The 24,912-nt window shown below is 69.0% G+C and carries 28 protein-coding genes; 26 read left to right on the top strand and 2 right to left on the bottom strand.

Annotated elements, in window-relative coordinates; all coding sequences use genetic code 11:
- Window positions 1–50: 50 nt before the first annotated feature.
- The 18 genes from tsf to AC2YHT_RS06385 all read left to right on the top strand — a co-directional run bounded on the left by tsf (window position 51) and on the right by AC2YHT_RS06385 (window position 17,560).
- Window positions 51–989, top strand: coding sequence for a translation elongation factor Ts (gene tsf / locus AC2YHT_RS06470; protein WP_110117787.1), 939 nt, complete (start codon window positions 51–53; stop codon window positions 987–989).
- Between the two features lie 200 nt (window positions 990–1,189).
- Window positions 1,190–1,921: a UMP kinase gene (gene pyrH, locus AC2YHT_RS06465; RefSeq protein ID WP_110117788.1), complete on the top strand. Its 732-nt coding sequence runs from the start codon at window positions 1,190–1,192 to the stop codon at window positions 1,919–1,921.
- 28 nt (window positions 1,922–1,949) lie between these two features.
- On the top strand, window positions 1,950–2,516 hold the full coding sequence (frr, locus tag AC2YHT_RS06460; protein WP_058346382.1) for a ribosome recycling factor: 567 nt from the start codon (window positions 1,950–1,952) through the stop codon (window positions 2,514–2,516).
- Between the two features lie 51 nt (window positions 2,517–2,567).
- Complete coding sequence (gene uppS / locus AC2YHT_RS06455; protein ID WP_487288761.1) at window positions 2,568–3,344, top strand: polyprenyl diphosphate synthase; 777 nt, start codon at window positions 2,568–2,570, stop codon at window positions 3,342–3,344.
- Window positions 3,304–4,149, top strand: a complete 846-nt coding sequence (locus tag AC2YHT_RS06450) for a phosphatidate cytidylyltransferase (protein WP_487288839.1) — start codon at window positions 3,304–3,306, stop codon at window positions 4,147–4,149. Before uppS ends, AC2YHT_RS06450 begins: the two co-directional genes overlap by 41 nt.
- A complete protein-coding gene (gene dxr, locus AC2YHT_RS06445) occupies window positions 4,137–5,330 on the top strand; it encodes a 1-deoxy-D-xylulose-5-phosphate reductoisomerase (protein WP_487288759.1) in 1,194 nt (397 codons plus the stop codon). The genes AC2YHT_RS06450 and dxr overlap by 13 nt, the downstream gene beginning before the upstream one ends.
- 32 nt (window positions 5,331–5,362) lie before the next feature.
- Complete coding sequence (locus tag AC2YHT_RS06440; protein WP_487288758.1) at window positions 5,363–6,559, top strand: M50 family metallopeptidase; 1,197 nt, start codon at window positions 5,363–5,365, stop codon at window positions 6,557–6,559.
- Between the two features lie 17 nt (window positions 6,560–6,576).
- Window positions 6,577–8,937 carry an outer membrane protein assembly factor BamA gene (bamA, locus tag AC2YHT_RS06435; protein ID WP_110117794.1) on the top strand — a complete coding sequence of 787 codons (2,361 nt, stop codon included), beginning with the start codon at window positions 6,577–6,579 and terminating at the stop codon, window positions 8,935–8,937.
- Between the two features lie 22 nt (window positions 8,938–8,959).
- Window positions 8,960–9,631: an OmpH family outer membrane protein gene (locus AC2YHT_RS06430; RefSeq protein ID WP_110117793.1), complete on the top strand. Its 672-nt coding sequence runs from the start codon at window positions 8,960–8,962 to the stop codon at window positions 9,629–9,631.
- A 135-nt stretch (window positions 9,632–9,766) separates the two neighbouring features.
- The gene (gene lpxD / locus AC2YHT_RS06425) at window positions 9,767–10,792 is read left to right on the top strand and encodes a UDP-3-O-(3-hydroxymyristoyl)glucosamine N-acyltransferase (protein ID WP_487288757.1); all 1,026 of its coding nucleotides are present in this window, start codon (window positions 9,767–9,769) and stop codon (window positions 10,790–10,792) included.
- Window positions 10,789–11,265, top strand: a complete 477-nt coding sequence (gene fabZ / locus AC2YHT_RS06420; RefSeq protein WP_487288756.1) for a 3-hydroxyacyl-ACP dehydratase FabZ — start codon at window positions 10,789–10,791, stop codon at window positions 11,263–11,265. Before lpxD ends, fabZ begins: the two co-directional genes overlap by 4 nt.
- Window positions 11,262–12,056, top strand: a complete 795-nt coding sequence (lpxA, locus tag AC2YHT_RS06415; RefSeq protein WP_487288755.1) for an acyl-ACP--UDP-N-acetylglucosamine O-acyltransferase — start codon at window positions 11,262–11,264, stop codon at window positions 12,054–12,056. Before fabZ ends, lpxA begins: the two co-directional genes overlap by 4 nt.
- Window positions 12,057–12,058: 2 nt before the next feature.
- Window positions 12,059–12,892: a UDP-2,3-diacylglucosamine diphosphatase gene (lpxI, locus tag AC2YHT_RS06410; protein WP_487288754.1), complete on the top strand. Its 834-nt coding sequence runs from the start codon at window positions 12,059–12,061 to the stop codon at window positions 12,890–12,892.
- Window positions 12,892–14,103: a lipid-A-disaccharide synthase gene (gene lpxB, locus AC2YHT_RS06405; RefSeq protein WP_487288753.1), complete on the top strand. Its 1,212-nt coding sequence runs from the start codon at window positions 12,892–12,894 to the stop codon at window positions 14,101–14,103. The genes lpxI and lpxB overlap by 1 nt, the downstream gene beginning before the upstream one ends.
- 69 nt (window positions 14,104–14,172) lie before the next feature.
- Window positions 14,173–15,858, top strand: a complete 1,686-nt coding sequence (gene fliK / locus AC2YHT_RS06400) for a flagellar hook-length control protein FliK (protein ID WP_487288752.1) — start codon at window positions 14,173–14,175, stop codon at window positions 15,856–15,858.
- Window positions 15,855–16,118, top strand: a complete 264-nt coding sequence (locus tag AC2YHT_RS06395) for an EscU/YscU/HrcU family type III secretion system export apparatus switch protein (protein WP_110117814.1) — start codon at window positions 15,855–15,857, stop codon at window positions 16,116–16,118. Before fliK ends, AC2YHT_RS06395 begins: the two co-directional genes overlap by 4 nt.
- A gap of 91 nt (window positions 16,119–16,209) precedes the next feature.
- Window positions 16,210–16,914 carry a glutathione S-transferase N-terminal domain-containing protein gene (locus tag AC2YHT_RS06390; RefSeq protein WP_487288750.1) on the top strand — a complete coding sequence of 235 codons (705 nt, stop codon included), beginning with the start codon at window positions 16,210–16,212 and terminating at the stop codon, window positions 16,912–16,914.
- A 73-nt stretch (window positions 16,915–16,987) separates the two neighbouring features.
- Window positions 16,988–17,560 carry a 2'-5' RNA ligase family protein gene (locus AC2YHT_RS06385; RefSeq protein WP_487288749.1) on the top strand — a complete coding sequence of 191 codons (573 nt, stop codon included), beginning with the start codon at window positions 16,988–16,990 and terminating at the stop codon, window positions 17,558–17,560.
- Between the two features lie 9 nt (window positions 17,561–17,569).
- Here the strand turns inward: AC2YHT_RS06385 and AC2YHT_RS06380 are convergent, their stop codons facing one another.
- Window positions 17,570–17,962, bottom strand: a complete 393-nt coding sequence (locus AC2YHT_RS06380) for a YbaN family protein (RefSeq protein ID WP_487288748.1) — start codon at window positions 17,960–17,962, stop codon at window positions 17,570–17,572.
- A gap of 40 nt (window positions 17,963–18,002) precedes the next feature.
- Window positions 18,003–18,596 (bottom strand): biliverdin-producing heme oxygenase, encoded by a 594-nt coding sequence (locus AC2YHT_RS06375; RefSeq protein ID WP_487288747.1) that lies wholly within the window; start codon window positions 18,594–18,596, stop codon window positions 18,003–18,005.
- Between the two features lie 137 nt (window positions 18,597–18,733).
- Here AC2YHT_RS06375 and AC2YHT_RS06370 point away from each other — a divergent pair, with 137 nt between their 5' ends.
- From AC2YHT_RS06370 to AC2YHT_RS06335, 8 genes are all read left to right on the top strand, one after another.
- The gene (locus tag AC2YHT_RS06370; RefSeq protein WP_487288746.1) at window positions 18,734–19,081 is read left to right on the top strand and encodes an ArsC family reductase; all 348 of its coding nucleotides are present in this window, start codon (window positions 18,734–18,736) and stop codon (window positions 19,079–19,081) included.
- 133 nt (window positions 19,082–19,214) lie between these two features.
- Complete coding sequence (locus tag AC2YHT_RS06365; RefSeq protein WP_487288744.1) at window positions 19,215–19,892, top strand: HAD hydrolase-like protein; 678 nt, start codon at window positions 19,215–19,217, stop codon at window positions 19,890–19,892.
- A 118-nt stretch (window positions 19,893–20,010) separates the two neighbouring features.
- Window positions 20,011–20,409 carry a DUF6249 domain-containing protein gene (locus AC2YHT_RS06360; protein WP_487288743.1) on the top strand — a complete coding sequence of 133 codons (399 nt, stop codon included), beginning with the start codon at window positions 20,011–20,013 and terminating at the stop codon, window positions 20,407–20,409.
- Window positions 20,410–20,442: 33 nt separating this feature from the next.
- Complete coding sequence (locus AC2YHT_RS06355) at window positions 20,443–21,015, top strand: RNA polymerase sigma factor (RefSeq protein ID WP_487288742.1); 573 nt, start codon at window positions 20,443–20,445, stop codon at window positions 21,013–21,015.
- Complete coding sequence (locus AC2YHT_RS06350) at window positions 21,008–21,388, top strand: hypothetical protein (RefSeq protein WP_487288740.1); 381 nt, start codon at window positions 21,008–21,010, stop codon at window positions 21,386–21,388. The genes AC2YHT_RS06355 and AC2YHT_RS06350 overlap by 8 nt, the downstream gene beginning before the upstream one ends.
- A 55-nt stretch (window positions 21,389–21,443) precedes the next feature.
- A complete protein-coding gene (panB, locus tag AC2YHT_RS06345) occupies window positions 21,444–22,271 on the top strand; it encodes a 3-methyl-2-oxobutanoate hydroxymethyltransferase (protein ID WP_487288739.1) in 828 nt (275 codons plus the stop codon).
- A 372-nt stretch (window positions 22,272–22,643) separates the two neighbouring features.
- Entirely contained in the window at window positions 22,644–23,393 is a 750-nt protein-coding gene (locus AC2YHT_RS06340; RefSeq protein WP_110117811.1) for a tetratricopeptide repeat protein, read from the top strand.
- An 11-nt stretch (window positions 23,394–23,404) separates the two neighbouring features.
- Entirely contained in the window at window positions 23,405–24,817 is a 1,413-nt protein-coding gene (locus AC2YHT_RS06335) for a PQQ-like beta-propeller repeat protein (protein WP_487288738.1), read from the top strand.
- The last annotated feature ends 95 nt before the right edge of the window (window positions 24,818–24,912 follow it).

Genomic DNA, 24,912 nt, shown 5'->3' with positions numbered 1-24,912 from the left:
GACCGGGCTATCAAGCCCGGTCGCTAAACGTTTGAATCTGGAGATTTTCCATGGCTGAGATCACGGCTGCGCTGGTCAAGGAACTGCGCGAAAAGTCCGGCGTCGGCATGATGGACTGCAAGAAGGCCCTGTCCGAGAACAACGGCGACATCGAAGCGTCCATCGACTGGCTGCGCGCCAAGGGCCTGTCCAAGGCCGCCAAGAAGGCCGATCGCGCCGCCGCCGAAGGCCTGGTGGCCATCGCCGTCGCCGAAGCCGGCGCTGGTGAAACCGCGACCGCCGTCGAAGTGAACGCCGAAACCGACTTCGTGTCGCGCAACGACCTGTTCCAGGGCGCTGCCCGTCAGATCGCTCAGGCCGCCCTCGGCACCGACGGTTCGGTCGAAGCCATCGGCGCGGCCAAGCTGGCCGGCGGCGAGACCGCTCAGGACCACCTGACCAACCTGATCGCCACGATCGGCGAGAACATGATGGTCCGTCGCGCCGCCAAGTGGACGGTCGAGAACGGCGTCGTCGCCTCGTACATCCACAACGCCACCGCGCCGGACCTCGGCCGCATCGGCGTGCTGGTCGCCCTCGAGTCGGCCGGCGACAAGGCCGCCCTGCGCGAGCTGGGCCGCAAGATCGCCATGCACGTCGCCGCGACCGCCCCGCTGTCGCTGTCGCCGGACGATCTGGACCCGGCCGCCATCGAGCGCGAAAAGGCCGTGTTCACCGAGCAGGCTCTGGAGTCGGGCAAGCCGGCGGCCGTCGTCGAGAAGATGATCGAAGGCCGCATCCGCAAGTTCCTGGAAGAAGTCGTGCTGCTGAAGCAGGCCTTCGTCATGAACCCGGACCAGACCGTCGAGCAGCTGGTGGCTGAAACCGGCAAGACCCTCGGCGCCCCGATCGTCGTGAAGGGCTTCACCCGTCTCGCCCTGGGCGAAGGCGTGGAAAAGAAGCAGGACGACTTCGCCGCCGAAGTCGCCTCGATGACCGGCCAAGCCTAAGGCCGGAAAAGACAGGCAAGGCGGCGGGCAGGTCTCGCCGCTTTCGCTGTCTTCAAATCAAGGGCGCGGCGCGCATCGAACGCGCGCCGCGCCCTTTTTTTGCGCTTGAACGGCGTCGCGCCCGGATGGCGCAAAACCGATCCCACTTTTGTGTAACGCACACTATGGTGCGTGCCGACGACTCAGGAAGAGCCCGGTCCATGTCCGATCCCACCCCCGCCAAGCCGTACCGTCGTCTTCTGCTCAAGGTTTCCGGCGAAGTGCTGATGGGCGACACGCCCTACGGGATCGACACCAACACCGTCCAATCCGTCGCCCTCGACATCGCCGAGATCGTCAAGTCGGGCGTCGAGCTGTGCCTGGTGATCGGCGGCGGCAACATCTTCCGCGGCATGGCCGGCGCGGCCAAGGGCATGGAACGCTCCAGCGCCGACTACATGGGCATGCTGGCCACCGTCATGAACGCCCTGGCCATGCAGGACGCCCTCGAGCGCATCGGCGTCGAGACCCGCGTGCAGTCGGCCATCCCGATGGCCACCGTCTGCGAGCCCTATATCCGCCGTCGCGCCCAGCGCCACCTCGAGAAGGGCCGCGTGGTGATCTTCGCCGCCGGCACCGGCAACCCGTTCTTCACCACCGACACCGCCGCCGCCCTGCGCGCCGCCGAGATGCAGTGCGACGCCCTGTTCAAGGGCACCAGCGTCGACGGCGTCTACACCGCCGATCCCAAGAAGGATCCCACCGCCCAGCGCTACGACCGCCTGAGCTACATGGACGTGCTGGCCAAGGACCTGCGCGTCATGGACGCCTCGGCCGTCGCCCTCATGCGCGACAGCAACATCCCGATCGTGGTGTTTTCGATCAAGGGGCGGGGTAACCTGCTCGACGTGCTGCGTGGCCAAGGCACGCACACCGTCGTCGCCAACGCCTGATTTTATCTAAGCGAAGAGAGCCCAAGCCATGGCCGCCGCCGAAAAGCCCGTCCTTTCCCGCTACAAAGACCGCATGGACAAGGCCGTGCTCGCCCTGAAGGACGAGTTCGGCTCCCTGCGCACCGGCCGCGCGTCGGCCAGCCTGCTCGACCAGGTGATGGTCGAGGCCTACGGCTCCAGCACGCCGCTGAACGCCGTGGCCTCGGTCAGCGTGCCCGAGCCGCGCCAGATCAACGTCAGCGTCTGGGATCGCGGCGTCGTGGTCTCGGTCGAGAAGGCCATCCGCGCCTCGGGCCTGGGCCTGAACCCGGTGGTCGAAGGCCAGAACCTGCGCATTCCGATCCCGCCGCTGACCGAGGAGCGCCGCAAGGACCTCTCCAAGATCGCCGGCAAGTACGCCGAACAACAGAAGATCGCCGTGCGCAACGTTCGCCGCGACGCCAACGACGACCTCAAGAAGGCCGAGAAGGACAGCGCCATCAACGAGGATGAGCGCAAGAAGATGGAAACCGAGGTCCAGAAGCTGACCGACGAGGCGATCAAGCGCATCGACGAGGCCTTGAAAACCAAAGAACAAGAGATCATGCAGGTCTGATCGTCCTCTAAGCTGGACGCCTGGGGGATGAGAAGGGAAGGCTAAGAGCGCATGTCGCCGAAGACCGGCCTGCAGACCAAGACCGCGCGCCCCGGGGGCGAGGCCGGCGCGGGTCTGCATGCGGCCATCATCATGGATGGCAACGGCCGGTGGGCCAAGCGTCGCGGCATGCCGCGCGCGCTGGGCCATCGGGCCGGCGTCAACGCGCTGAAGCGCACGGTCGAGGGCGCGCCCTCGGCCGGCGTCGGCGTGCTGACCGTGTTCGGCTTCTCGACCGAGAACTGGCGCCGCCCGGCCCAGGAAGTCTCCGAGCTGATGGGTCTGCTCAAGGCCTATGTCGAATCGGACCTCGAACGCCTGAGCCGCGAAGGCGTCCGTGTGCGGATCGTAGGCCGGCGCACGGGCCTGTCGCCCGACGTGCTCGAGGTGATCGAGCGCGCCGAGCGCCGCACGGCCAACAACGACCGCTTCCTGTTGCAGGTGGCCTTCAACTATGGCGGCCAGGCCGACATCACCGACGCCGCGCGCCGCTTCGCCGAGCAGGTCGAGCGGGGCGAGGCGAGGGCGGCCGATCTCAACGAGCAGATGTTCGGCGGCTTCCTGTCGACCTCGGCCGCGCCGGCCCCGGACCTGATCGTCCGCACCAGCGGCGAGCACCGCATCTCCAACTTCCTGCTGTGGGAATGCGCCTACGCCGAACTGATCTTCCAGGACGTTCTCTGGCCCGACTACGGCCCCGAGCACCTGGCCGCCGCCGTCGCGGAATATCGTAGCCGTGACCGGCGCTATGGAGGCATTGCGGCCGATGACGTCGCCGTCGCCGGCTAAGCGCTTCAACTGGGGCAATCTCTGGACGCGCGTGGCTTCGGCCACCGTGCTCGTTCCCACGGTCGTGGCCGCCGTCTGGCTGGGGAGCTACTGGTTCCTGGCTCTGGCCCTGGTGTGCGTGGGCCTGTTGGCCCGCGAGTGGGGCAAGATCAGCGCCCCCAAAGCGCCCAACGCGGTCGGTGCGGTCGTCGCGGTGTTCTGCGCCGTGGCGGTGATCGCCGCCTTCCTGGCCCACTTCTTCGTCGCCTGGGCCGTCGTGCTGGCCGGCGCCTTCCTGGCCGGCCTGATCGCGCGCGGCGCGGTCGAGCGCCGGGCCGACGCGGCCTATGGCGTCATCTACATCGCACCCGCCGTCATCGCGATGGTCTGGGTGCGCTCGCTGTCGGACGGCCTGTGGTGGACGCTGCTGCTGTTCGTCGTCACCTGGTTCGCCGACATCTTCGCCTATGCGACCGGCAGCGTGCTGAAGGGCCCCAAGCTGTGGCCCCGCATCTCGCCCAACAAGACCTGGTCGGGCTTCGTCGGCGGCCTCGTGGCGGCCACGCTGGGCGCCGTGGCGGTGTCGGAGCTGGCCGGCCTGCGACTGGTCTGGCCGGCGGCGGCTCTGATCGGCCTGCTCGGCGGCCTGGCCACAATGGCCGGCGACCTCTGGGAATCGATGCTCAAGCGCCGCTTCGGCGTGAAGGACAGCGGCGATCTGATCCCCGGCCACGGCGGCCTGCTGGATCGCGTCGACGGCCTGATGTTCGCGGCCATCGTCGTGGCTGCCGTGCGTTTGATCGACCACTGGGGATGGGCTCATTGACCGCGTCCCGTAAGGTTGTCGTTCTGGGATCGACGGGTTCGATCGGCGTCTCCACCCTCGATCTCTTCGAACAGTCCAAGGTTCCGGTCGAGATCCTGGCCCTGGCCGCTGGCCGCAACGTCGAGCGCCTGGCGCAGCAGGCACTGCACTGGCGCCCCAAGCTGGCGGTGATCGAGGACGAGCGCCTGCTGGGCGAGCTTCGCGAGCGCCTGGCCGGTTCGGGCGTCGAGGCCGCCGCCGGTCCGGCCGCCGTCGAGCAGGCCGCCGCCATGGGCGCCGACTGGGTGATGTCGGCCATCGTCGGGGCGGCGGGTCTCGCGCCCACCCTGGCGGCCGCCCGCACCGGCGCGGTCGTGGCCCTGGCCAACAAGGAAAGCCTGGTCTGCGCCGGCCCCGAACTGCTGCGCATCGCGCGCGAGGCCGGCGGCACGGTGATCCCGGTCGATTCCGAGCACTCGGCCATCTTCCAGGTGCTGCAGCCGGCTTGCCTGGACCGCGTCGCGCGCCTGATCCTCACCGCCTCGGGCGGCCCGTTCCGCACCTGGACTCGCGAGCAGATGGCCGCCGCCACGCCCGAGCAGGCCGTGGCCCATCCCAACTGGTCGATGGGCGCCAAGATTTCGGTCGATTCCGCCTCGATGATGAACAAGGGGCTGGAGATGATCGAGGCCTCCTACCTCTTCGACACCCCGGAAGAGCGCATCGGCGTCGTGATCCACCCGCAGTCCGTGATCCACAGCTTGGTGGAATACACCGACGGCTCGACCCTGGCGCAGCTGGGGCCGCCGGACATGCGCAGCCCGATCTCCTACGCCTATTCCTGGCCCGAGCGCCTGGCCTGGCCTGCCAAGCCCCTGGATCTGGGCGCTTACGGCCAGCTGACCTTCGAGGATCCGGACCTCGAGCGGTTCCCGCTTTTGGGCGTTGCGCGCGAGGCTTTGCGCCTCGGCGGCGGCGCGCCGACGGCGATGAACGCGGCCAATGAGGTGGCCGTCGCGGCTTTCCTTGACCGGCAGATCGGCTTTCTCGATATTGCCGCCTCGGTTGAGGGGACGCTTGAACGCATGAATGGGGTAGGGGACCTCGCCGTAACGGCGGGTGACGTTCTTGACACAGCCATGATGATCGACGGCTCGGCCCGCCGTATTGCGGCCGAGGTTGTCGCTCACAAGCGCCTTTAGTGAAGTGACCGGGGAGCTCTGATTCCAAGCCGATGATCAGTATTCTGATCTCGATCGTGTCGATGATCATCGTGCTGTCCGTCGTGGTGACGGTGCACGAGCTCGGACACTTCTGGGCGGCGCGCGCGTGCGGCGTCGCGATCGATCGTTTTTCGATCGGCTTCGGCTCGGCCCTGTTCTCGTGGCGCGACAAGCACGGCGTGGAGTGGCGGATCGCCTCGATCCCGCTGGGCGGCTACGTGCGCTTCGCCGGCGACGAGAACGCCGCCAGCGTGCCCGACCAGAACGACCTCGACGCCATGAAGGCCGAGATCGCCCAGCGCGAAGGCGCCGAGGCCGTCGGCAAGTACTTCCATTTCAAGCCGATCTGGCAGCGGGCGGTGATCGCCGCCGCTGGTCCGTTCGCCAACTTCGTGCTGGCGACGCTGATCTTCGCCGTCGTGCTGCTGGTCATCGGCGACCTGAAGTCGCCTGCCACCATCTCGGCCGTGACGCCGGGCAGCGCCGCCGCCGAGGCGGGCTTCCGTCCCGGCGACACCATCGTCCGCATCGACGGCCGCAAGGTGAAGGACTTCCAGCAGGTTCAGCGCTACGTGACCCTGCGCGCCAAGCTGCCGATCGCGTTCGGCGTCGAGCGCGGCGGCCAGACCGTCTCGCTGACCGCCACCCCGCGCCTGGTCGAGCAGAAGGACCAGTTCAGCGGCCGCGTGAAGGTCGGCCAGCTGGGCCTCGAAAGCCGCAGCCGGCCCTACCTGCAGAAGTCCAGCCTGCTCAGCGCCATCCCAGACGCCGTCGGCCAGGTCTGGGACATGCTCAAGACCATCGCCTTCTATCTGGGCCGCCTGCTGACCGGTCAGCTGCCGGCCGACCAGATCAGCGGCATCATCGGCATCGGCCACTCGGCCGGCGCGGTGACCAAGGCCAGCGTCGAAGGCGCGCCTGACGTCGGCACGGTGATGCTGCGGCTGCTGTTCAACCAACTGCTGTTCATCGCCAGCCTGTCGGTCAGCATCGGTTTCATGAACCTGCTGCCGATCCCCGTGCTCGATGGCGGCCACCTGCTGCTCTACGCCTACGAGGCCGTCTTCCGACGTCCTCTGCGCGCCGATTTCCAGGCCGCCGGGTTCCGGGCGGGCCTTGCCTTGATCCTTTGTTTCATGCTGTTCGCGGCCTGGAACGACCTCAACCGCTTCGACGTGTTCAAATTCATCGGCGGCCTGTTCACGTGAACGCCGCCCGCCCGTCCATGATTGGTCCCATGAGCAAAATTCGCGCACACAGCGCCGCGTTCGCCACCGGCGTTGCGCTCCTCTTCGGCTCCACCGCCCTGATCGCGCCGCAGGCGGCGTTCGCCCAGGCCCAGACCTCGGGCGTGGTGCAGCGCATCGTCGTGCAGGGCAACGAGCGGATCGAAGCGGGCACCGTGCTGTCGTACCTGCCGATCCAGGCCGGCGAGACCGTCGATCCGGCTCGCCTCGATCTGGCGCTGAAGACCCTCGCCCGCACCGACCTGTTCGCCGACGTCTCGATCGAGCTGGTCGGCGGCGACCTGGTGGTCAAGGTCGTCGAGAACCCGATCATCAACCAGGTGGTCTTCGAAGGGAACTCGGCGCTCAAGGAAGACAAGCTGAAGGACGAGGTCCAGATCCGTCCGCGCGGCATTTTCACCCGCGCCAAGGTGCAGGCCGACGTCCAGCGCATCATCGAGCTCTACCGCCGCTCGGGCCGCATCTCGGCCACCGTGACCCCCAAGGTCGTGGAGCTGCCGCAGAAGCGCGTCGATCTGGTGTTCGAGATCAACGAAGGCCCCAAGAGCGGCGTCCTCGGCGTCAACTTCCTGGGCAACAAGGAATTCTCGGACAACGAGCTGGCCGACGTCATCGTCACCAAGGAGTCGCACTGGTACAAGTTCCTGACCAGCAACGACAACTACGACCCGGACCGCATCGAGTACGACCGCGAGCAGCTGCGTAAGTACTATCGCAACCGCGGCTTCTTCGACTTCCGCGTCGTGGCCTCGACGGCCGAGCTGGCCACCGACAAGAACGGCTTCGCGGTCACCTACACGATCGACGAAGGCCCCAAGTACAAGTTCGGCAAGGTCACCGTCGAAACCGAGCTGAAGAAGCTCGACGGCAACCTGCTGGCCCAGATCCTGCCGATCAAGACCGGTCAGATCTATGAAGACGAGCGCATCGAGCAGGCCACCGACGCGCTGACCTTCGCGGCGGGCGCGGCCGGCTTCGCCTTCGTGGACGTGCGTCCGCGCTACGTGCCCAACCGCGAGACCCAGACGGTCGATGTGGTGTTCCAGGTGCGTGAAGGCCCGCGCGTCTACGTCGATCGCATCGACATCGTCGGCAACACCCGCACCCTCGACTACGTCCTGCGCCGCGAAATGGAAGTCGCCGAAGGCGACGCCTACAACCGCGTGCTGGTCGACCGGTCGCGCAACAACATGCGCCGCCTGGGCTTCTTCAAGGACGTCAACATCGAGGAAGTGCCGAGCAGCGCCCCCGACCGCACCGCCCTGCGCGTGAAGGTCGAGGAGCAGCCGACGGGCGAACTGTCGTTCAGCGCCGGCTACAGCTCGGTCGATCAGCTGGTGCTCGACGTCGGCGTCACCGAGCGGAACTTCCGCGGCCGCGGCCAGAACCTGCGCGCCCGCGTCTCGGTCGGCTCGCTGCGTCAGCAGGTCGACTTCGCCTTCACCGAGCCGCGCTTCCTGGGCCGCAACCTGGCCGCCGGCGTGAACCTCTATTCGTACCGCTACGACCTCAGCGACTACGCGGCCTACGACACCAAGTCGATCGGCGGCGGCTTCACCCTGGGCTTCGGCCTGACTCAGAACACCTCGATGAGCCTGCGCTACACCCTGCGCCAGGACGAGGTGGACGTGGCCGACAGCTACTGCACCGCCGGCACCGTTTCGGCGATCCTCTGCCTGCAGCGCGGCGCCTACATGACCTCGCTGGTCGGCTACGGCCTGCGCCTGGACAAGCGGAACGATCCGCTGCGTCCGACCCGCGGCTTCTTCGCCGACCTGAACCAGGACCTGGCCGGCTTCGGCGGCGACGTGAACTACCTCAAGACCGAGGTGGACGGCGGCTGGTACTGGGGCTTCAACAAGGACTTCGTCCTGCAGGCCACTGGTTCGGCCGGCTACATCGAGGGCTGGGGCGGCGACAGCGTCCGCATCAACGACCGCTTCTACAAGGGCGGTTCCAGCTTCCGCGGCTTCGAGACCGCCGGTATCGGCCCGCGCGACACTTCGACCGACAGCAGCGCCTTGGGCGCCAAGCTGTACGCCATCGGCTCGCTGGAGCTGAGCATCCCGACCTTCCTGCCTGAGCAGTACGGCATCAAGGCCGCCCTGTTCACCGACTTCGGCACCGCCGGTCAGTTGGATGACGTCGATCGCCAAAGTTCGACCGGAGTCTTCGACGAAAACATCCGGGACAACCTCGGTCTGCGGGCTTCCGCCGGCATCAGCATCGACTGGAAGTCGCCCATGGGTCCCATCCGGTTCGACATCAGCCAGATCCTGAAGAAGGAAGACTACGACCGGACGGAAACCTTCCGCTTCTCCACTTCAACCCGTTTCTAATCTCCACAAGGCTCCTGACAGCATGTCCTCCAAGTTCTTCGCCGCGGCCGCTTCGGGCCTGGCCGCGCTCGCCGTGGCTTCCGGCGCTTTCGCGCAAGCCGCCGCTCCGCTCGCCAAGGCTCCGGCCGCCCCGGCCGCTCCGCCGATCACCCACGGCGCGGCGATCCCGAGCCTGTGCGTGTTCTCGGCCGGCGCCGTTCGCGGCACCTCGGCCACCGGCAAGGCGCTAGACGCCCGCCTGAAGGCCCTGCAGACCACGGCCGAGTCGCCGCTGGCCGCCCGTGAAAAGGCCCTGCAGACCAAGATCGACGCCTTCAACGCCGCCGCCAAGACCCCGGCCGCCGACATCACCGCTCGCGAAAAGCAGAAGTCGGACCTGGAACTGGAGCAGAGCGCCCTGCAGCGCGACGCCGCCCACACCCAGATGGAACTGGTCGCCACGGCCAACACCGCCCAGCAGCAGTACCAAGTGGAACTGCAGCCGGCCGTGATCGCCGCCTACCAGCAAAAGGCCTGCGGCCTGCTGGTCGAGCGCAACGCCGTGGCCATCTTCAACCCGGCCATGGACATCACCCCGCAGGTCGTCAGCCTGCTGGACGCCCGTGGCAAGGCCACGTCGTTCCAGGCCCTGGAACGCACCAAGCTGACCCCGCAGCAGGCCGCCCAGCTGGCCGCCGAACTGCAGCGGAACTAAGGACTAAGAGGGCCCCGCCCGGCTTCTCGCCGGGCGGGCGCCTTCCGTTACGGCATTGACTCGGGACGGCTTTCGGCCGCCTACACTTCGTCCGTATCGGGCGATTCCCGGGACGGCCGTCGTCGAGAGGTTTCCATGCCGGACCCCCGCTTTTTCGAGACCCTGGGTCCGGTTTCCGTGTCCGATCTGGCCCTGGCCGGCGGCGCCGAGCTTGCCGATCCGACCCTGGGCGAGCGTCTGATCGCCACCGTGGCGCCGCTGGACGGCGCCGGGCCGGACGCCGTCTCCTTCCTTTCCGATCCGCGCCGGGCCGCCGGCCTGTCGGCCTGCAAGGCGGGCGCGATCTTCATGAAGCCGCAGCATCGCGAGTTCGCGCCGGAAGGCTGCGCCGCGCTGCTCACTCCCCATCCGCAGGCCGCCTGGGCCGCCGCCGTCGCGCGCCTCTACGCGCCGCGCCGCCATGAGCCGGGCTCGGCCGCCATCCATCCGTCCGCCGTGCTGGAGGAGGGCGTGCGCCTGTCGCCCGGCGCGGTGATCGGTCAGGACGTCCGCATCGGCCGCAATACGGTGATCGGTCCCGGCGCGGTGATCGGTCCCGGCGTCGCCATCGGCCGCGACTGCGTGATCGGCGCCAACGCCGTGGTCGGCTTCGCCCTGATCGGCGACCGTGTCAGCCTGCACGCCGGCTCGGCGGTGGGCGAGGCCGGCTTCGGCGCGGCCGGCGGCCCCAAGGGAGTCGTCGACTTGCCGCAACTGGGCCGCGTGGTCCTGCAGGACGGCGTCACCCTGGGCGCCAACAGCTGCATCGATCGCGGGGCGTTCGACGACACCACGGTGGGCGAGAACACCAAGATCGATAATCTGGTCCACGTTGCGCACAACGTGCAGCTTGGCCGAAACTGCCTGCTGGCGGCCTACACAGGGCTGTCGGGCAGCACGGTCGTCGGCGACGGCGTCGCCTTCGGCGGCAAGGCCGGCGTCGCCGACCACTTGACGATCGGCGCCGGCGCCAGCATCGGGGCCTCGGCCTCGGTGTTCAAGAGCGTGCCGGCCGGCGAGACATGGACAGGGTTTCCCGCGCGCCCCATCAAGCGGTGGCTGAGGGAAACGGCATGGCTGTCGCGCAGCGCGCGCAGTCGGGGGATGAAAGACGAGGCATGAGCCAGACCGAAACCGCGGCCCCGCAGACCGACATCGACATCGCCGAGATCCTCAACCGGATCCCGCACCGCTATCCGTTCCTGCTGGTCGACCGCGCCGAAGCCTATGTCCCGCACCAGTCGATCGTCGGCATCAAGTGCGTGACCGTCAACGAGCCGTTCTTCCAGGGCCACTTCCCGGGCAATCCGGTGATGCCCGGCGTGCTGATCATCGAGGCCCTGGCCCAGACCGGCGCGGTGCTGATGAGCAAGTCGCTGGAAGTCGACACCGAGGGCAAGACGATCTTCTTCATGTCGGTCGACAACGCCCGCTTCCGCAACCCCGTGCGCCCGGGCGACGTCCTGCGCATGGAGGTCGAGGTGCTGCGCGCGCGTTCGACCATCTTCAAGTTCAAGGGCGTGGCCAAGATCGGCGACAAGGTCGCCGCCGAGGTCGAGTTCGCCGCCATGGTCGTGGAGACCCCGACGAAATGACCAAAGTCCATCCGACCGCCATCGTCGACGCCGCCGCCAAGCTGGGCGAGGACGTCGAAATCGGGCCGTTCTGCATTGTCGGCCCCGACGTGACCCTGGGCGACCGCGTGCGCCTGCTGTCGCATGTGGTGGTCGATGGCGTCACCACCATCGGCGAGGACACCGTGGTCCACGCCTTCTCGGCCCTGGGCGGTCCGCCGCAGCACCTGGGCTACAAGGGCGAGCGCACCCAGCTGGTCATCGGTCCGCGCAACACGATCCGCGAGCAGGTGACGATGAACACCGGCACGGCCTCGGGCCGCGGCGTGACTACCATCGGCGCCGACGGCTTCTTCATGGCCGAGGCCCACGTGGCCCACGACTGCACGGTCGGCGACAATGTCGTGTTGGCCAAGGGCGCGACCCTGGGCGGCCATGTCGACGTCGGCAACTTCGTGTTCGTGGGCGGCCTGGCGGCCATCCACCAGTTCTCGCGCGTCGGCCGCTACAGCTTCATCGGCGGCCTGGCCGCCGTGACCAAGGACGTCATCCCCTACGGTTCGGTGTGGGGCAACCACGCCCACCTCGAGGGCCTGAATCTGGTGGGCCTCAAGCGCCGTGGCTTCTCGCGCGAGGCGATCAACGCCCTGCGTTCGGCCTACCGCATGATGTTCGCCGACGAAGGCACCTTCCAGGAGCGCCTGGACGACGCGGCCGAGACCTACGCCTCCATTCCCGAGGTGATGGAAATCATCGCGTTCATCCGCGACGAGGGCAACCGCCCGCTCTGCCTGCCCGAGCGCGAGGTCTAGCCTTGCGCAAGCTCGGACTGATCGCCGGCGGCGGGGCCCTGCCGATCGAACTGGCCGCCCACTGCGAGCGCGCTGCCCGTCCGTTCGCCGTCATGCGGCTCAAGGGCTTCGCCGACGCGACGCTGGAGCAGTACGCCGGCATCGAGGTCGGCCTGGCCGAATTCGGCAAGGCCTTCAAGGCGCTGAAGGAAGAGGGCTGCGAGGCCGTCTGCTTCGCCGGCACGGTCGATCGCCCCGACTTCTCGGCCCTGATCCCCGACTTCCGGGGCGTGAAGGTGCTGCCCGGCCTGATCAAGGCTGCGCGCGAGGGCGACGACGCCCTGCTGCGCCGCGTGCTGACCGAGTTCGAGAAGGAAGGCTTCGTCATCGAAGGCGCCCACGAGGTGCGCGGCGAGATGACCCTGCCGTCCGGACCGCTGGGCCGCTACGCCCCGCGCGCCGAGCACGGCGCCGACATCGACCGCGCCCTGACCGTCGCCCGCGCCATCGGCGGGCTCGACGTGGGGCAGGGGACCGTGGTCTGCGACGGCCTCGTCCTGGCCGTCGAGGCCCAGGAGGGCACCGACGCCATGCTGCGCCGGGTGGCCGACCTGCCCCAGGCGATCCGCGGCTGTCCCGAGGCGCCCAAGGGCGTTCTGGCCAAGGCGCCCAAGCCGATTCAGGAGACCAAGGTCGACCTGCCGACCATCGGCGTCGCCACCATCCAGCGCGCCGCGCGCGCGGGCCTGGCCGGCGTGGTCGGCGAGGCTGGCCGCCTGCTGATCGTCGATCGCGAGCAGGTCATCGCCTGCGCCGACGACCTTGGCCTCTTCGTCTACGGCGTCGAGCCGGGCTGATGACCGCCGAGGTCTCCAGCGCTCGACCGCTGACGGTCATGCTGGTCGCGGCCGAGGCCTCGGGCGACAATCTCGGCGCGGGCCTGGCCCGGGTCCTGCGGGCGCGCCTGGGCGGTCAGGTCCGCTTCGTCGGCTTGGGCGGCGCGCGCATGGCGGCCGAAGGGGTGCAGAGCTCGTTCGATATCGCCGAGCTGTCGATCCTGGGCCTGTTCGAGGGGCTGAAGGCCTATCCGCGCGTCCTGCGCCGTCTCAAGGACGTTGAGGCCGTGGCGGTGCGCGAAAAGCCCGACGTCGCCGTGCTGATCGACTCCTGGGGCTTCAACATCCGCCTGGCCAAGCGCCTGCGCGCGCTCGACCCGTCGATCGCCTTGATCAAGTACGTCGCCCCCCAGGTCTGGGCCTCGCGTCCGGGCCGCGCGGCGACCCTGGCCCAGGCTGTCGACCTGCTGCTGGCCACCCAGCCGATGGACAAGCCGTTCTTCGGCGCCGTGGGCCTACCCAGCGTCTTCGTCGGCAATCCGGCCCTGGCCCGCGACTTCAGCGGCGCCGACGCCGCCCGCACCCGCGCCGCGATCGGGGCGGGGCCGGACGATCCGATCCTCGCCGTCCTGCCGGGCAGCCGTCCGTCCGAGATCGAGCGCGTGCTGCCGGCCTTCGAGGACGCCGTGCGCCTGCTCAAGGCCGAACGACCGGGCCTGCACGTCGTGGTGCCCGCCGCCTCGACCGTGGTCGCCGCCGTCAAGGCGCGCGTCGCGGGCTGGCCGTTCCGCGCCCACGTCATCGAGGACGACCAGGCCAAGGACGACGCCATGAAGGCCGCCACCGTGGCCCTGGCCTGTTCGGGCACGGTGACCATCGAGCTGGCCCTGGCCGGCGCGCCGATGGTGGTCGGCTACAAGATTGGCGCGATCAGCTACGCGCTCCTCAAGCGGCTGATGACGCCGCGCTGGGTGACCCTGTTCAACATCGCCGCCGACCGCGAGGTCGCGCCCGAATTGCTGCAGCACGACTGCACCGGCGAGCGCCTGGCGGCTGAACTGGCCAGGCGATTGGACGACCCGGCCCTGCGCCAGCGCCAGGTGGCCGAGCAATACGCGGCCCTCGACAAGCTGGGTCGCGGTCTGCCCGATCCGGCCGAAGCCGCCGCCGACGCCATGCTCGATTTCCTCGAAAGCCGAGCCGCCCAAAGTCGAGGCGCTGGGCGGGCTTAAGACCCGCTTCACGCCTGTGGATTAATCTTGCGGAAACCCTGCGCGCATCGCGCGCTCGTGGAGCCCGCCGTGTCGGTTCAACCGCTTGGACCCGCTGTCCCGACGTCCGCCTCGGTCATGCCGACGGCGATGGTCGCGCCCGCCGGTCCGCAAGGCGGCCAGACCGGGCAGCCGGGCCTGCCGCCGCCGGCCATGCTGGCCCAGAAGGCCCTGGCAGAAGCCGCCGAGACCCTTGGACGGATCGCGACCGAGGCCGGCGCCCAGGCCGAGCCCCAGACCGGCGACACCGTCGAGAGCCTGCTCAAGGGCGGCGCCACCGGCCAGGCCCGGGAGATCCTGCTGTCCAGCCCCACGGCGCAGGCCAAGGCCGTCTCCGACCTCGTCGGTCGCGCCGCGCCCGCTCAGGGCGGCATGGCGCCGCTGCTGGCCGACCTGGAGCGGGTCTCGACCTCGCCGGACGCGCCCGCCGTCGTCCGCCAGGCCGCCGCCAATATGCTGGCCCTGCGCTCGCCGATCGACGGCGCGGTGACCGCCGGCGAAATCCGCCAGGCCTTCAGCCGTTCGGGCCTGTTCATGGAGCAGCGCCTGGCCGAGGAGGCCGAGCCCGGCGCCGCGCCTCTGGCGGCAAAGGACCTCAAGGCCGCCATGCTGGTGCTACGCGCCGCCGTCGCCAGCTGGAGCGCCCAGACGGGCCCGGCCGGACCGTCGTCCACGGCGGCTTCCGCAACACCCTCGCAGACACCGTCGGCCTCCGGATCTACCGCCTCCGCCGCCGCGACGTCGCCGGCCTTGCCCGCCCCGGTCGAGGCGCAAGCTGATCCGGTCTCTACCTCGACCATCCAGACGGCCGGCGCGCCTGCACAGCCTGCGCTAGCGGAGGAGGGGGCTCCGCCACCGCTAGCGCGTCCTGCGTCGGCCTCCGCCACGTCCGTCGAGCCCGAGACGGCGCCTCCCGCTCCAGCCGCGCCCGACGAAGCCGCCGAGACCCCCGTCGCCCGCTTCCTGGCCGCCGTCGGCCCGCGCCCGACGCCGCAGCAGGCCGCCCAGCCGGCGGCCGCCCTGTTTGTCCTGGCCCAGGAGGCCGCCGCGGGCTTCGAGGAACCGGTGGTGCGCCAGCCGCTGGCCCAGACGCCCCTGACGCCGCCGGGCAAGGGACCGCCGCCACCGTTCGCCGGCGGGCCGGTCGTCGCACAGGCCGCAGTGACCTCGACCCTAGCCCACGATGCGCCGCCCGCCACGGTTGCTCATCAACTGTCCAAGGGCGTCGACGCCGCCCTGGCCCGGCAGGAGCTGATGCAGGCCGCCTCGCTGCCCGAGCGCACCGACACCGCCAGGGCCGCTCAGCCCCTCGATGGCCGCGCCGTCGAGGAGAAGACCGGCCCCCGCTGGGTGTTCGACGTGCCCTTCGCCACGCCCCAGGGCTCGTCCGTCGCCCAGTTCGAGATCAGCCGCGACGGCGGTGGCGGCGGGGCCGCCGGCGGTCCGGACGAGGCCCGCACCTGGAAGGTTCGCTTCTCGCTCGACGTCGAGCCCATGGGCCGCATCGACGCCCAGCTGGCCCTGACCGGCGAGCGGGCCCGCGTGTCGCTGTGGGCCGAACGGACCGAGACCATGACCCGCCTACGCGGCGGCCAGGAAATCCTCGACGCCGCCCTGCGCGAGGCCGCCCTGGAGCCGGAAGTGGCCTTCCACGCCTCGCCGGCGCCGGTCGCCGCGCCGCCAGCGCCTGGCCGCTTCGTGGACCGCGCCACATGACCCGCGTTTCCGGTCCCCGCATCGCCGTCGCCCTGCGCTACGACGCGCCCGACGCCCCGCGCGTGGTCGCCAGCGGCCGCGGCTGGGTGGGCGACAAGATCGTCGAGACCGCCCGCGAGCACGGGGTGCCGCTAGAGGAGAACCCGGCCCTGGCCCAGGCCCTCTCGACCATCCCGATGGAGGAGGAGATCCCCGAGGCGCTCTACGTCGCCGTGGCCGAGATCCTGGGCTTCATCCTGCGCACCGCCGCCAAGAGCTGAAACCCGAACTGAAACCAATAAAGTTGCGATAGGGGGCTGGGGTTGGCCCCTGCGGCGCCTATATCGACCGGGACCCTTCCCAGGAGCTCCCATGTCCGACCTCTCGGCCTTCCCGATCGCCAGCCGCTGGCCCGCCGCCCATCCCGACCGCATCCAGCTCTATTCGCTGCCCACGCCCAACGGCGTGAAGGTGTCGATCATCCTGGAAGAGCTGGGCCTGCCCTACGAGCCGCACCTGATCGACATCGGCAAGAACGAGACCTGGACCCCGGAATTCCTCAGCCTCAACCCCAACGGCAAGATCCCGGCGATCATCGATCCCGACGGCCCGGGCGGAAAGCCCTTTGGCCTGTTCGAGAGCGGCGCGATCCTCGTCTATCTGGCCGAGAAGACCGGCAAGCTGCTGCCGGCCGATCCGGCCGCCCGCTACGAGACCCTGCAGTGGGTGTTCTTCCAGATGGCCGCCGTCGGCCCGATGTTCGGCCAGCTGGGCTTCTTCCATAAGTTCGCCGGCCGCGAATACGAGGACAAGCGTCCGCTGGAGCGCTATCGCGCCGAGAGCCAGCGTCTGCTGGGCGTGCTGGAGACCCGCCTGGAAGGCCGCGACTGGATCATGGGCGACGACTACACCATCGCCGACATCGCCACCCTCGGCTGGGTGCGCAACCTCGTAGGCTTCTACGAGGCGGCCGATCTGGTCGACTACAAGAGCCTGAAGAACGTCCCGGCCTGGCTGGAGCGGGGCCTAGCCCGTCCTGCCGTGCAGCGCGGCCTCAACATTCCGGCGCGTTCGTAAGTTCAGTGAAGGGGCGGGCGGCCAGAGCTGTCCGCCCTTTCAACGACCGCCGATTCCGCCCAAGAAAACGGGCATGTCGCTCTTTCCCGAACTCGACGTTCCGCCGTCCGACCGCCTGTTCTTCGGGATCTTCCCCGAGCCGTCGGTCGCCGAGGCCATCGCCGGCCGGGCGCGCGACCTGAAGGGCCGCTTGAACCTCTCCGGCGCGCCGCTGACGCCCGACCGCTTCCACGTCACCCTGCATCACATCGGCGACTACGCCGGCCTGCCGCGCGGCATCGTCGCCCAGGCCCTGGAGGCCGGCGCGGCTGTCGCCGCTACCTCGGCGCCGTTCGACGTGACCTTCGACAAGGCCGCCAGCTTCAACAATCGCGGCAACAACCCGTTCGTCCTGCAAGGCGGGGAGGGGCTGGCCGAGCTGCACGTCTTCCAGAAGGCGCTGGGCCTGGCCATGGCCCATGCCGGCCTCGGCAAGCAGGTCGCCCGCCAGTTCAATCCGCACGTGACGCTGCTCTACGACCGCGGCCTTGCGCCCGAGACGGCGGTGGAGCCGGTGTCGTGGCCGGTCTCCGAGTTCGTGCTGATCCACAGCCTGCTGGGCCAGACCCGGCACATCGTGCTCGGGCGATGGCCCCTCAAGGGGTGAGCGCGCGTATCAGGCGGCCGGCGGCTCCGGCCTCGACACCACGAAGGCCGCGCAGGCGGCCATGATCGCCCCCACCAGCAGGCCCAGCCAGGGCTTGGGCCGCGCCGCCAGCAGGAACACCGCCATGCCGCCCGCCATCCCCAGGCATGCGGCGATCTTGGCTTTGCGGGGGATGGCCTTGTTGGCCCTCCAGGCGCGCACCGAGGGGCCGAACTTCGGGTGGTTCAGCAGCCAGGCTTCCAGCTTCGGCGAGGACTTGCCGAAACAGCCAGCGGCCAGGATCAGGAACACCGTCGTCGGCATCAGCGGCAAGAACGCCCCGATGATGCCCAACGCCGTGAAGGCGAAGCCGGCCACGAGATAGCCGATGCGCACCCCGCGCGACGTGGCGGGCGCGCTCACGGCCTCGAGCCCCGTGGAGGGGAGTTCCACGGCGGGGGCTTCAGCGGAAGGCGGCGTCGACATAGGCCTGCACCTGCGAAAAGGCGGCTTTCGCCCCGGCTATGGCGCGGGCCTCGCCGGCCGCGTCGAGATTGGCCGCGTCCAGCGCGGCGGTGAACTGGCGCCAGTGGGCGGCGCGGCCGTCGGGATGGCCGGCCAGGTGGCGCGCGCCAAAGGTCTCGTCCAGTCCCAGCTTGGCGGCCGCCTTGAACAGGAACGCCGCGCCCAGGTTCGAACCCTCGGCGACGTAGAGCCAGCCCAGCGCCGTCGCCAGGTCCGGCTCCGCGTCGGCCGTGAAGGCCGGCGGCGGCAGGTCCTCCAGGGCGGGCAGGCCAAGATCCGCGCGGTCGGCCTCGATCGCCGCGAGGCGCCGACGCCCGTCCAGGTCCGGCAGGCGCTGGGCCAGTTCGGGCCGCTGGTAGAGGCCGTCGATGTCGCGATGAAAGCGCTGCTGCACCTCGAGGAAGCGGCCATAGCGCTCGCGATCCTCGAACGGCCGGTCGGCCATGATGCTCTTGTCGAGCCGCTCGTGGGTCTGGGTCGTTCCGGCCTTCAGGCGCTTGGCCAGGCTTTCAGCGTTGGCGAGATCGGTCATGGCGTTCATACGGTGAATGTCGCCCCCTCGCGATTGAGACGCAACTGCTCTGGATCAAATCCGCCGCGCACTTTGGCGAAAATGCTAATCCGTCGGGGAAGAGCCCGACTCGCGGGCGAAGTTCTGGAGCGCGTCCGGTGACGGTGACGATCTACGGCATCAAGGCCTGCGACACGATGAAGAAGGCCCGGACCTGGCTCGACGAGCGCGGCGTGGCCTACGCCTTCCACGACTACAAGGTCGCCGGGATCGACCGCGTCAGCGTCGAGGGCTGGGTCGCGCAGCTGGGCTGGGAGACGGTGCTGAACCGCGCCGGCACGACCTTCCGCAAGCTGCCCGACGCCGACAAGACCGGGATCGACGCGGCGAAAGCCGTCGACCTGATGCTGGCCCAGCCGTCGATGATCAAGCGCCCGATCCTCGATATCGACGGCAAGCTGCTGGCCGGCTTCAAGCCCGAGGCCTATGCGGCGGTTCTCGCCTGAAGCGCGAAACAGGGCTTGCACGAAATACGCGAGTTGGCGAACTTTGGGGCGACAACCGCGGCAAACAGCGGCTAAGTCTTTGGGAAACGGCCGGACTCCCTTCATGAAGGGGCGGCGGCGACAGGATGATTGAGTGGGCGTGACTTCGGGGCTTCCTTACGATCTGGCGATCTTCGATTTCGACGGCACGCTGGCCGACAGCGGCGCCGTGGTGCTGAAGCTCGTCAATCCGATGGCCAGGATCTACGGCTTCAAGAGCGTCACCGACGAGGAAGTCGAGATGCTCCGTGGTCGTCCCAATCGCGAGATCATCAAGTACCTGGGCGTCTCGGCCTGGAAGATCCCGATCATCGCCGCCCACGGCAAAAAGCTGATGGCCGCCGAGATCGGCTCGATCGGACTGTTCCCGGGCGTTCCGGACATGCTGCGCGCCCTGTCGGCAGGCGGCGTGCGCCTAGCCGTGGTCAGCTCCAACAGCGAAGCCACGATCCGCACCGTGCTGGGTCCCGACCTCGCCAAGCTGATCGACCACTACGGCTGCGGCGCCTCGCTGTTCGGCAAGGCCAAGAAGTTCCTCAAGGTGATCAAGACCGCCGGCGTGCGGCCCGGCCGGGTGATCTCCATCGGCGACGAGACCCGCGACATCGACGCGGCCAACGCTCTTGGACTGGCCTCCGGCGCCGTCACCTGGGGCTACGCCACTCGCCAACTGCTGGTCGACCACACCCCGACCGTGCTGCTCGACGCCGTCGAGGACATCGTCGCCAGCCTCGCGCCGCAACGGACCGCCGCGGCCGTCGCAACGGCCTGATCCGCCTTACGAAAGTTTCATCTCGCTAGGCGCCTCCAAACGGCGCCGCCAAAGCCTCTTCCCTATACGAGACGAAAGCGACAGGCTCTCGTCGAAAACATTCCGAGGGGAACGAGTCATGGAACTTGGCATCCTGGTGCCGCTGGCGCCGTTCATCATGGTCGTCTGCATCGTCTGCATCCCGATGTGGCTGAAGAGCCGCGAGCGCCGGGAGATGCAGGCCACCGTCCGCGCCGCCATCGAGAAGGGCCAGGCGCTGCCGCCCGAGTTGATCGAGGCGCTGAGCAAGGAAGTCAAACCGCCGAAGGAATCCTCGGCCCTGCGCGACATGCGCGTGGGCGTGATCCTGATCGCCGTCGGCGGCGGTCTCGCCGTGCTGGGCTTCATGCTCGGCCAGGTCGAGAACGAGGCGCTGCACCCGATTCTCGGCGTCGCCGCCATCCCGGCCCTGATCGGCGTCGCCTATGTGGTCCTGAGCTTCTTCAACCCCAACAAGGGCGCGCGGCCTCTGAACTGAGGCTGTCCGCTGGGGAAGAGGGGACTTTTCATCATGGGTGTTCAACGCCCGCCAACCACCGGTCACGACGTCGAGCTGGCGGCCCTCGCCGCCACCGGCGACCGCGCCGCCTTCGGGGAGCTCGTGCGCAGGCACGGCTCGGCCGTACGGGGGCTGCTGCGTCGCCTCGGCGCCGATCCGGCCACGGCCGACGACGTCGCCCAGGACGCCTTCCTGGTCGGCTTCGAGCAGATCGCCGAATATCGCGGCGAGGGCTCCTTCGGCGGCTGGATCAAGAAGACCGCCGCGCGGCTCTATCTGCGCAAGGTCAAGCGCGACTCGCGCCTGATCTTCTCGGACGAGACGCCGGAGGATCCTTCGCCCGCGACCAGCGCCTCGCCGGGCGACCGGCTCGACCTGGACGAGGCCCTCAAGGGCCTGTCGCGCGGCGAGCAGCTGTGCGTCTCGCTGTGCTACGGTGCCGACTGGTCGCACGCCGAGGCGGCGGAGGCCTTGAATATCCCGATCGGGACGGTCAAATCCCATGTCAAACGTGGTCTCGATAAGCTCCGGGCCAGACTGGCCCCGTCACCGGACTCATCTGCGCGGAGGGAAGGTCATGGTTGATCGCGACTTCGACGCCCAGCTTTCGCGGCTGTTCGCCGCCCCGCCGGCCTTTTCCGACGCCGAAGCCTTTCAGGCCAAGGTCGAGCGGCGGCTCGATCGCGGCTGGGCCATGCGTCGCCTGCTGATCGGCGCGGCCGGCGCCGTCGCCGGAGTGGTGGCGGTCGGCCAGCTGATCACCAGCCGCTTCGCCTCGGACCTGCAGCACGCTTCCGCGCAGGGCGTCACCAGCATGGACATGGGCGTCGACAAGCTGATGGGGCGGATCGACCAGTTCGTCGCCACGCCGGCCAGCGTCGAAACCCTGTGGCTTGGCGCGGCGCTTGCGGCTATCGCTCTGGCCTTCGCCGTCACCCGACTGGTCGAAGAGTTCTAATTCCGGAGGGCGGCCCCCGTCGCGCTCCGGTCATCGAAGAGAGCCGGAGCGAGTCTTGTCCGCCCATCGTCAGGAGACGGTCCGCCGTCTCGCCGCCCCCGATATCGCCGCCCGCAAGGGCGGCGTTCCGATCGTCTGCCTCACCGCCTACACCGCCCCGGTGGCGGCCGCCCTCGACGACGCCTGCGACGTGCTGCTGGTCGGCGATTCGCTGGGCATGGTCGTCCACGGCCTGCCCAACACGGTCGGCGTGACCATGGAGATGATGATCCTGCACGGCCAGGCGGTCATGCGCGGCTCCCGCAAGGCCATGGTCGTCGTCGACATGCCCTTCGGCTCCTACGAGGGCGCGCCGGAAGAGGCCTACGCCAACGCCGTCCGCATCATGAAGGAAACCGGGGCCCAGGCCGTGAAGGTCGAGAGCGGCCCCACCGTGCCCCAGACCATCCGCTACCTCGTCGATCGCGGCGTGCCGGTGATGGGCCATGTGGGCCTGCGCCCGCAGGCGGTGCTGGTCGACGGCGGCTTCAAGGCCAAGGGCCGCGACGAGGAAGGCCGCCAGAAGATCCTGGCCGAGGCCCGCGCCACCGCCGAGGCCGGCGCCTTCGCCGTGGTGGTCGAGGGCGTCGCCGAGGCCCTGGCCCGCGAGATCACCGAGACGATCGCCCCGCCGACCATCGGCATTGGCGCCTCGGCCGGCTGCGACGGCCAGGTGCTGGTCAGCGACGACATGCTGGGCCTGTTCGACTGGACGCCCAAGTTCGTGCGCCGCTACGCTGACCTGAAGGGCCAGATCGAAAAGGCCGCCGCCGACTACGCCCGCGACGTCAAGGACCGCAGCTTCCCCGGCGCGGCCGAGACGTACTACGCCAAGAAGGACTAGGAACGGGAAGCGGGCGCTGACCCATTCTTCCGTAAAATCCCCGCGAAAGCGGGGACCCAGGCGTTTTATCGTCGAGCGCCCCACGTGTCAGAAAAAGCCTAGGTCCCCGCTTTCGCGGGGATTTTACGGGGGTGGGGCCGCCTGGGAAGGTTCAGAGGCGGCGAATGCTTTCTTCCGCAAAAGCGGCAAGGACCGTCCGGAAGTCTAGACAGTCTAGACCCGCCGTTGCGGCGGCGGCGGACACGCTATAGGTTCGCCGCCTGCGTCGCGGCCAGGGGCCGTGGCGACTTGATGTTCAACCTTGCGTCGTCCGGAAACCCTTCCGGTTCTCGACGCCCCGGCGCTTCCCGCGCCCGTATCGGAGCCTCGTTCGTGGTCGATGTGTTTGACGAGGTCGAAGAGCAGCTTCGCTCCGACCGCTACAAGACCTTCGCGCTGAAGTCGCTGCCCGTCCTGGGCGCGGTCGCCGCGGTCGCGGTCCTGGGCGTCGGCGGCTGGTGGGGCTGGACGACGTACGAGACCAACCGCGCCAACAAGGCGTCGGAAGCCGTCCAGGCGACCCTCGAATCCTACGAGAAGGAAGGCCCGGCCAAGGCCTTCGGCGAGTTCGAAAAGCTGTCGAAGGAAGGCAATGCGGGCTACCGCGCCCTGGCCCTCATGCAGATGGGCGGCATCCGCCTGGACGAGCGCAAGACCGCCGAAGCTGTCGGTTATTTCGACGAAGCGGCCAAGATTGCTCCCGATCCTGTCATGGGTGACATAGCTCGCCTCAAATCCGCCTTCGCGCTCATGGACACGGCTCCCTATCAGGAGATCGAGTCGAGGCTGACCCCGTTGACCGGCGAGAAGAGCCCTTACCGCGTGCAAGCCAAGGAGGCCTTGGCCTTCGCGAAGCTGCAGGCGGGCAAGAGCGCCGACGCGCGCGGCGACTTCGTCGTGCTGTCGCTGCTGTCGGATGCGTCCGACGACACGCGCCAGCGGGCCCAGGCCGCTATCCAGATGATCGACTCCGGCTCGGCCAAGTCGCTGCCGGCCGCCGTCAAGGCCGCCGTCGCTCTGCCGCCGCCGATCCAACTCGCGCCCGGCCAGCTGCCGCCGGGCCTGCAACCCCAAGCTCGATGAGCCGCCGACCCATGACTTTGAAGCGCTCCCTGCTGCTCGCCGCGATGATGTCGGCCGCAGTGTCGGTGACCGGTTGCTCGACGGTTTCGAAACTCAATCCGTTCGGCAAGGACGAGAAGAACAAGGCCCAGGCCACGCAAGGCCAGCGGATCTCGGTCATCGCCTTCGACCAGAAGGTCGAGGCCGCCGACGGCCTGAAGGGCGTCGACTTCTTCCTGCCGGAAGCCCAGCCCAAGGCCGACTGGCGCCTGCCGGGCGGCTCGCCCGAGCAGTCGGTCGAGCACGTCGCCGCCGCCAAGGACGTCGAGATCGCCTGGCGCAAGGGCTTTGGCCAAAAGGCCAACCGCACCTTCCACATCACCGCGACCCCGGTCTCGGCCGAAGGCAAGATCTTCGTCATGGACGGCGAGGCCAAGGTCTCGGCGCTTGACGCGAACACCGGCGAGACCCTGTGGCGCAAGGACCTGCGTCCGGCCGCCCAGCCGGGCAAGCGCGGCTTCTTCGGCATCGGCGGCGACAAGGGCGACACCGAGGGCTTCGGCGGCGGCATCGCCTATGCCGACGGCAAGCTCTACGTCTCGTCGGGCTTCCGCTTCGTGGCTCAGATCGACGCGGCCAACGGCAAGGAAAACTGGCGCCAGCCGACCAGCACGCCGGTCCACGCCGCCCCGACCGTGGTCGACGGCCGCGTGTTCGTGGTCTCGACCGACAACGAACTGCTGACCTTCGCGGCGGCCGACGGCACGCCGGGCTGGACCTATCAGGCCCTGATCGAGCCGGCCCGCATCTTGGCCGCCTCGAGCCCCGCGGTCAGCGGCGACACCGTCGTCGCCGGCTTCGCCTCGGGCGAACTGGTGGCCCTGCGCGCCGGCAACGGCAACGACCTGTGGAGCGAGGCCCTCAGCCGCGCTAGCCGCACCAACGCCCTGTCGGAAATCCGCGACATCGCCGGCCGTCCGGTGATCTACAAGGGCGACGTCTACGCCGTCAGCCACTCGGGCGTGTTCTCGGCCACCGACCTGCGCACGGGCCAGGCCCGCTGGAGCCTGCCGGTCACCGCCATCACCACCCCCTGGGCGGCCGGCGACGTGGTCTATGTGGTCGACAAGGCCGGCCAGGTGATCTGCGTCTCTCGTGACGGCGGCCAGGTTCACTGGATCCGCGACCTCAACGAGAGCGACAAGCTCAGCAAGAAGCAGAAGAAGAAGCTGGCCAAGCACCCGCGCATCTGGTCCAGCCCGATCCTGGCTTCGGGCCGCCTGATCACGGTGTCGAGCTACGGCGAGGCCGTGGCCCTGAACGCCAAGACCGGTGAAAAGGAAAAGACCCTGAAGATCGGTTCGCCGGTCCTGCTGTCGCCGATCGCGGTCGGCGACAAGGTCTATCTGGTGACCGACGAGGCCCAGCTGATCGCGATCCGCTGATACTTTCCGGGCTCCCTTCGGGGCCCGGCGCAACACAAATCGTCCCGGGCCCGGGCTGGCGGAAACGCCGGCCCGGGCTTGTTGCTTTGCCGGGA

The sequence above is a fragment of the Caulobacter sp. SRI_008 genome (assembly GCF_057586355.1).
Note: the sequence above shows the minus strand (reverse complement) of the source record. Positions and strands in the feature narration are given on the sequence as shown.